This window comes from Mycobacterium sp. SM3041 (assembly GCF_039668335.1).
Taxonomy (GTDB): domain Bacteria; phylum Actinomycetota; class Actinomycetes; order Mycobacteriales; family Mycobacteriaceae; genus Mycobacterium.
Genome location: NZ_JAYXBQ010000034.1, coordinates 56557 through 62766, shown reverse-complemented (window position 1 = coordinate 62766; position 6210 = coordinate 56557). Strand labels below are relative to the sequence as shown.

The following is a 6210-nucleotide window of genomic DNA, read 5'->3' as shown; positions in this document are numbered from 1 at the left end:
TCTACCCGTCGATCTGACGCGGCACAACAGAATTCGATGAGCTTGTGAATAAATATCTTCGAGACTGACGTCACTCACGGCGGCGATCAGCGCTACCGCCAAATGGGTGTGTCAACACCTCAGGCAAGATGCCTCGGGTGACGTACAGTTCGCCGACCTTGTCTGATCTCGTGAGCACGCTGCTGGTGGATCAGACCGATGACCACCACTTCGTGGCCACCCAGCTCGACAACCCCAGCCATCACATCGCCGGCGGCCATCTCGCCGGTCAGGTGCTGGTGGCGGCGAGCAGGACCGCGCCGGGACGCAGCGCGCACAGCCTCCACGTCTACTACCTGCGCGCCGGCGATGCCCGAAAGCCGGTCGAGGTTCTGGTCGACGCCGCGCGCGACGGCGGCACGCTCGCGACGCGCCGCATCACGGCTCTTCAGGACGGCGAGATCCTGCTCGAGGCGCTGGCGTCTTTCAGCACCCCAGTCGACGCGCTCGACTACCAGGCGACCATTCCTGATGTGCCAGAACCACTTTCGGTACCGACCATGGCCGAACAGCTTGCCGACTACGCCGACGAATCAGGCGGCTTCTGGGTTCGTGACCAGCCGTTCGAGCTGCGGTACATCGACCCGCACCCACGGCTGGCCAAAGATTCGCCGGATTCCGCACCGCATCTGCGGATGTGGTGGCGCCCGACCGATGCCATCCCCGACGACCCGGCACTGCACGCCGGGCTGCTGACGTACCTGACCGGCACCACCATGCTGGAAGCGGCGATGATCCCGCGGGGTGCGCTGCCGGCCCACACTTTCTCCGCGCTGATCGACCATGCGCTGTGGTTTCACCGGCCGGTTGATCTGAGCGACTGGGTGTTGTCCGACCAGACCTCGCCGAGCGGAATCGGGGGCCGCGGCCTGGCCAGCGGGACGATGTACAACCGTGCCGGCCAATTGGTGTGCGTTGCCACGCAGGAGCTGTATTTCGGTCGTGGCTAACGATCTCGGGCCCGATGCGTTCCATCTCACGGGACGAAACACCCAGTCGTTTCGTCACTATTGGCAAGCTCGTTCCGGCGCCTGCCGCTAACATCGGTGCCGGTAAAGCACATTTTTCACGGTGTCCCCGGCGAACTTGTGTGGTGAAACCGCACCAATGGCCACTATTCAGCGGCTACTGTCTGCGGGGATGCCGGACAGAACGCCGGATACACAAACCTGGATAACGGGAGGCCATTGATGAGCGGCTACCAGACCGTGGTCGTCGGTACGGACGGATCGGATTCGTCACTGCGCGCTGTGGAGCGCGCTGCCCAGATCGCCGCGGGGGCCAATGCGAAGTTGGTCGTGGCAACCGCCTACTTCCCGCACGCCGATGATCAGCGTGCGGCTGATGTCCTCAAGGATGAGGGCTACAAGGTGCACGGCGATGCGCCGATCTACGCCATCCTGCGTGAGGCCCGCGACCGTGCCGAGGCTGCCGGTGCGACCCAGGTCGAGGAGAAAGCCATCGTCGGCGCTCCCGTCGATGCCCTGGTCGACCTGGCCGAGAGTTCCAGTGCTGACCTGCTGGTCGTCGGTAACGTCGGTCTGAGCACCATCGCCGGCCGCCTGCTGGGCTCGGTGCCGGCCAACGTGGCTCGCCGCGCCAAGGTCGACGTGCTGATCGTCCACACCTCGTAAAGTTCGATTTTCTGAGGCCCTCGGCGTACCGCCGGGGGCCTCAGTTTTTTTCGTGCCCGTAAAGTTCGGGTCATGGCTCGAAGAAGTCTCGTCCGTGCGTCATGGGTGACGTTGTCATTGGCCGCCACACTGATCGCCGGCTGCGCGGGCAAGAACCCCGCCGTCACACCTGCGACGACATCCGCGATCGCGTCGGAGACCGAATCGACGATCCCGACCGTCGCGCCCCCCGACCCCAACGTGGCCAACAATCCCGCGGTGACTGCCGCGCAGGCGAGTGTGGTGCGAGTGCACGGCATCGCCCACAGCTGCCGAAAGCGGTTGGAGGGCACCGGGTTTGTGGTCGGCCCCAAGCGTGTCATGACGACGGCGCACGGCGTCGCGGGGACCGACGAAGTGTCGGTCGAGGTCGGCGGCACCAAGTACAACGGCCAGGTGGTGTCGTTCGACCCGAACATGGACATCTCGATCCTCGCGGTGCCGGACCTGCCGACCGCGCCGTTGATGTTCTCCGAGGCGCCTGCCGTCAGCGGTGCCGACGCCGCCGCGCTCGGCTTCCCGCACGGCGGCCCGTACGAGGCCAAACCGGTGCGGGTCCGTGAGGTCATCAAGCTCCAGGGGCCGGACATCTTCCGCACCGGCACGGTGACGCGCGAGGTGTACGCCCTCAGAGGCGCTGTGCAGCAAGGAAATTCGGGCGGGCCGCTCATCGACCTGGACGGCCGGGTGCGCGGTGTCGTCTTCGGGGCCGCGCAGGACGACCCCGACACCAGCTTCGCGTTGACCGCGAAGGAAGTCGGCCCCCAGCTGGCGCTCGTCGGCAACACGCAACCCGTCCCCACGGGCCAGTGCCTGGGCTGACCAGCCCAGCGTCTACCAGCCGCGCGCCCGCCACTCCTCGAGATGCGGCCGCTCGGTGCCGAGCGTGGTGTCGTCGCCGTGGCCGGGGTAGATGACCGTCGAATCGGGGTAGACGTCGAACACCTTGCGGGTGACGTCGCCGAGCAGCCGCTCGAAGTCGCCGTCCTGCCAGGTCTTGCCGACGCCGCCGGGAAACAGGCAGTCGCCGGTGAACAGGTGGGTGACCTCACCGTCGGCGCCGCGCAGCGCCAGCGCCACCGAACCCTCGGTGTGACCCTGCAGGTGGATGACGTCGAAGGTCAGGTCACCGATGGTGATGGTGTCGCCGTCGGCGAGGATGCGGTCGGGCTTCACCGGGAGCGGCTCGGCGTCCAGCGCGTGCGCGGCGGTGGGCGCACCTGTGGCCTCGGCCACTTCCGCCAGGGCCTGCCAGTGGTCGAAGTGCTGGTGGCTGGTGACGATGAGTTCGACGTCCGGCGCCTGCGACCTGATCAGCTCGACGAGCGCCGGTCCGTCGTTCGCGGCGTCGATGAGCAGCGTTTTTCCGGTTGCGGAACACGTGATGAGGTACGCGTTGTTGTCCATGGGTCCGACCGACGCCTTCACGATCGTCGCGGCGGGAAGGGTGCGACGGGCCGCGGTGCCCGCATCGACATGGCCGGTGTACGTGTCATTGACGACTGTCATGACGCCACCGTATCCGGACTTGTCGGTGGGGACACCTAGCATGGCGATGTGGTGTCTGGATTGCCCAGACCGGTGAAGGGATACGTGTGTCGGACCGTCTGATCGTCAAAGGTGCGCGCGAGCACAACCTGCGGGGAATCGACCTTGACCTGCCCAGAGACTCGCTGATCGTATTCACGGGCCTGTCGGGTTCGGGCAAGAGCTCGCTGGCGTTCGACACCATCTTCGCCGAGGGGCAGCGCCGCTACGTCGAGTCGCTGTCGGCATACGCCCGCCAGTTCCTGGGCCAGATGGACAAGCCGGACGTGGACTTCATCGAAGGCCTGTCGCCCGCGGTGTCCATCGACCAGAAGTCGACCAACCGGAACCCGCGTTCAACCGTCGGGACCATCACCGAGGTCTACGACTACCTGCGTCTGCTGTACGCACGCGCCGGTACCCCGCACTGCCCGGTGTGTGGTGAGCGCATCGCGCGGCAGACGCCGCAGCAGATCGTCGACCAGGTGCTCGCCATGGACGAGGGCATCCGCTTCCAGGTGCTCGCGCCCGTGGTCCGCACCCGCAAGGGCGAGTTCGTCGACCTCTTCGACAAGCTCAACGGCCAGGGCTACAGCCGGGTCCGGGTCGACGGCGTCGTGCACTCGCTGACCGACCCGCCGAAGCTCAAAAAGCAGGAGAAGCACGACATCGAGGTGGTCGTCGACCGTCTCACCGTCAAGGCCAGCGCCAAGCAGCGTCTGACCGATTCGGTCGAGACCGCGCTGGGTCTCGCGGACGGCATCGTCGTCCTCGAGTTCGTCGACCGTGACGACAACCACCCGCAGCGTGAGCAGCGCTTCTCGGAGAAGCTGGCCTGCCCCAACGCGCATCCGCTGGCCGTCGACGACCTCGAGCCACGGTCGTTCTCGTTCAACTCACCGTACGGTGCCTGCCCGGAGTGCACCGGTCTGGGCATCAAGAAGGAGGTCGACCCCGAGCTCGTCGTGCCGGACCCGGAGCTGACGCTCGCAGAGGGCGCGGTGGCGCCGTGGTCCATGGGCCACAACTCCGACTACTTCACCCGCATGATGGCCGGGCTCGGCGAGGAGCTGGGCTTCGACATCGACACCCCGTGGAAGAAGCTTCCGGCCAAGGCGCGCAAGGCCATTCTGGAAGGCTCCGACCACCAGGTGCACGTCCGGTACAAGAACCGGTACGGCCGCACGCGCTCCTACTACGCCGACTTCGAAGGCGTGCTGGCGTTCCTGCAGCGCCGCATGGAGCAGACCGAATCCGAGCAGATGAAGGAACGCTACGAGGGCTTCATGCGGGACATCCCGTGCCCCGAGTGCGCCGGCACCCGCCTCAAGCCCGAGATTCTGGCCGTCACGCTCTCCGCGGACGACGACGCGAAATCCATTGCGCAGGTGTGTGATCTGTCCATCTCGGACTGCTCGGCGTTCCTCAACGCGCTGACCCTCGGTCCGCGCGAGCAGGCCATCGCCGGCCAGGTGCTCAAAGAAGTGCAATCGCGGCTGGGCTTCCTGCTCGACGTCGGCCTCGACTACCTGACCCTGTCCCGCGCGGCAGGCACGCTGTCCGGCGGTGAGGCACAGCGCATCCGGCTGGCCACGCAGATCGGCTCCGGTCTGGTCGGTGTCCTCTACGTGCTCGACGAGCCGTCCATCGGCCTGCACCAGCGCGATAACCGCCGGCTCATCGACACCCTGGTCCGGCTGCGCGACCTCGGCAACACGCTGATCGTCGTCGAGCACGACCTCGACACCATCGCGCACGCCGACTGGGTCGTCGACATCGGTCCCGCGGCGGGTGAGCACGGCGGGCAGATCGTGCACAGCGGCACCTACAAGGAGCTGCTGAAGAACACCAAATCGCTTACCGGCGCCTATCTTTCGGGCCGGGAGCAGATCGAGGTGCCGGCCATCCGCCGGCCCGTCGACCGCAAGCGGCAGATCACCGTCGTCGGCGCACGCGAGCACAACCTCAAAGAAGTCGACGTGGCCTTCCCGCTGGGCGTGCTCACGTCGGTCACCGGCGTCTCGGGCTCCGGCAAGTCGACGTTGGTCAACGACATTCTCGCGACTGTCATGGCCAACAAGCTCAACGGCGCCCGCCAGGTGCCGGGCCGGCACACCCGGATCAACGGGCTCGACCAGCTGGACAAGCTGGTGCGGGTCGACCAGTCGCCGATCGGCCGCACGCCGCGGTCCAACCCGGCCACCTACACCGGTGTGTTCGACAAGATCCGGACGTTGTTCGCGGCGACCACAGAGGCGAAGGTCCGCGGCTACCAGCCGGGCCGGTTCTCGTTCAACGTGAAAGGTGGCCGCTGCGAAGCATGTTCAGGTGACGGCACCATCAAGATCGAGATGAACTTCCTGCCGGACGTGTACGTGCCGTGCGAGGTGTGCCAGGGCGCGCGCTACAACCGGGAGACCCTGGAGGTGCACTACAAGGGCAAGACCATCTCCGAGGTCCTCGACATGCCCATCGAGGAGGCCACCGAGTTCTTCGAGCCGATCAGCTCGATCCACCGGTACCTCAAGACGCTCGTCGACGTCGGCCTGGGCTACGTGCGGTTGGGCCAGCCGGCCCCGACGCTGTCCGGTGGTGAGGCGCAGCGCGTGAAGCTGGCCGCCGAGCTGCAGAAGCGGTCCACCGGGCGCACCGTCTACATCCTCGACGAGCCCACCACCGGCCTGCATTTCGAGGACATCCGCAAGCTGCTCAAGGTGATCAACGGCCTGGTCGACAAGGGCAACACGGTCATCGTCATCGAGCACAACCTCGACGTGATCAAGACCTCGGACTGGATCGTGGACATGGGTCCCGAAGGCGGCGCCGGCGGCGGCACCGTCGTGGTGTCCGGCACGCCGGAGGACGTCGCGGCGACTCCCGACAGCTACACCGGTCAGTTCCTCGCCGAGTTGTTGCCCGCCGTGGTGCCGGATCCGCCGAAGGCCAAGCGGCGCAAGGTGAGTGTCTAGCG

At 66.5% G+C, this 6210-nt stretch carries 5 protein-coding genes; 4 read left to right on the top strand and 1 reads right to left on the bottom strand.

All coding sequences use genetic code 11. The features are described from left to right. The first annotated feature begins 128 nt into the window (after positions 1-128). The 3 genes from VXD91_RS08115 to VXD91_RS08105 all read left to right on the top strand — a co-directional run bounded on the left by VXD91_RS08115 (position 129) and on the right by VXD91_RS08105 (position 2534). A complete protein-coding gene (locus VXD91_RS08115) occupies positions 129-989 on the top strand; it encodes an acyl-CoA thioesterase domain-containing protein (RefSeq protein ID WP_318986359.1) in 861 nt (286 codons plus the stop codon). 240 nt (positions 990-1229) lie between these two features. Then, complete coding sequence (locus VXD91_RS08110) at positions 1230-1673, top strand: universal stress protein (RefSeq protein WP_155898904.1); 444 nt, start codon at positions 1230-1232, stop codon at positions 1671-1673. Positions 1674-1745: 72 nt separating this feature from the next. Beyond that, positions 1746-2534 carry a MarP family serine protease gene (locus VXD91_RS08105; protein WP_256445387.1) on the top strand — a complete coding sequence of 263 codons (789 nt, stop codon included), beginning with the start codon at positions 1746-1748 and terminating at the stop codon, positions 2532-2534. A gap of 12 nt (positions 2535-2546) precedes the next feature. Here the strand turns inward: VXD91_RS08105 and VXD91_RS08100 are convergent, their stop codons facing one another. Further along, positions 2547-3221: an MBL fold metallo-hydrolase gene (locus tag VXD91_RS08100; RefSeq protein ID WP_318986362.1), complete on the bottom strand. Its 675-nt coding sequence runs from the start codon at positions 3219-3221 to the stop codon at positions 2547-2549. Positions 3222-3307: 86 nt separating this feature from the next. Between VXD91_RS08100 and uvrA the strand changes: the two genes are divergently transcribed. Beyond that, positions 3308-6208: an excinuclease ABC subunit UvrA gene (gene uvrA, locus VXD91_RS08095; protein ID WP_212814080.1), complete on the top strand. Its 2901-nt coding sequence runs from the start codon at positions 3308-3310 to the stop codon at positions 6206-6208. The last annotated feature ends 2 nt before the right edge of the window (positions 6209-6210 follow it).